Annotated in this window: 1 protein-coding gene; it reads right to left on the bottom strand. The window is 64.8% G+C overall.

The genetic code is table 11. The annotated features are described in order from the left end of the window. Window positions 1-980, bottom strand: a 980-nt coding sequence (rluB, locus tag EOS_RS42560) for a 23S rRNA pseudouridine(2605) synthase RluB (RefSeq protein WP_047898265.1), incomplete at both ends; no start/stop codon positions are given.

The raw sequence follows: 980 nt of genomic DNA, 5'->3' as shown, positions 1-980 counted from the left end.
AAGCGGCCGTGCGAACTGAGCACCGGCTCACGCGAGATGATGCCCATCGATGTTTGCAGCGGATCAATCTGCACGCGCGGCGCGGCGCTGCGTGAACCCCGCTCTTCGGCCGGCGCCTTGAGTCCGACCGATGCCAGCAGGTCACGCACTTCATTGTCTTCAAGTTCTTCCCAGCGGCCGCGCTTGAGCCCCTTGGGCAACGCGATCGGGCCGTGCCGGGTACGGATCAGCCGGCTCACCATCAGGCCGGCCGCCTCGAACATGCGGCGCACTTCGCGGTTGCGGCCTTCAGCCAGCGCCACGTGATACCAGTGATTGGTGCCTTCGCCGCCGCCATCGCGGATACGCAGGAAATTGGCCGGGCCGTCTTCCAGCTCCACGCCGTGCAGCAGCTTCTGGCGCATGCCTTCTGACAATTCGCCCACCACCCGCACCGCGTATTCACGCTCGACGCTGTAACGCGGATGCATGAACCGGTTGGCCAGATCGCCCGATGTTGTCAGCAGCAACAAACCTTCCGTGTTGAAGTCGAGACGCCCGACCGCGAGCCACTTGGCCGTTTTCATCGGCGGGAGGTTGTCGAAGACCGAAGGACGGCCTTCGGGATCGGCGTGACTCACGATCTCGCCCGTCGGCTTGTGATACAGCAGGATACGCGGCGGCTTGCTCGCGAGCTTGCGCTTCACCGGCTTGCCGTTGATACGCACCTGGTCGGTCGGCATGATGCGCTGGCCGATGTGCGCCGGCTCGCCATTCACCGATACCCGTCCGGCCACGATCAGTTCTTCCATATCGCGGCGCGAACCCATGCCGGCTTCGGCGAGCACCTTGTGAAGCTTCGGGGTGTCGTCGTCCGCTTCCAGCACGCGTTTCTGAGGTGCGGTGCGGCCGCGGCGCAACATGGGAGCGCGCACGCCGCCCGTGGTGTTGTCGGCGTCGAATGCCGGTGATGTCACGTAGGCGAAAACGTCGTCTTCGGT

Source organism: Caballeronia mineralivorans PML1(12) (assembly GCF_001028175.1).
In the GTDB taxonomy this organism is placed as follows: Bacteria; Pseudomonadota; Gammaproteobacteria; order Burkholderiales; family Burkholderiaceae; genus Caballeronia; species Caballeronia mineralivorans.
This window is presented reverse-complemented; position numbering and strand designations above follow the sequence as displayed.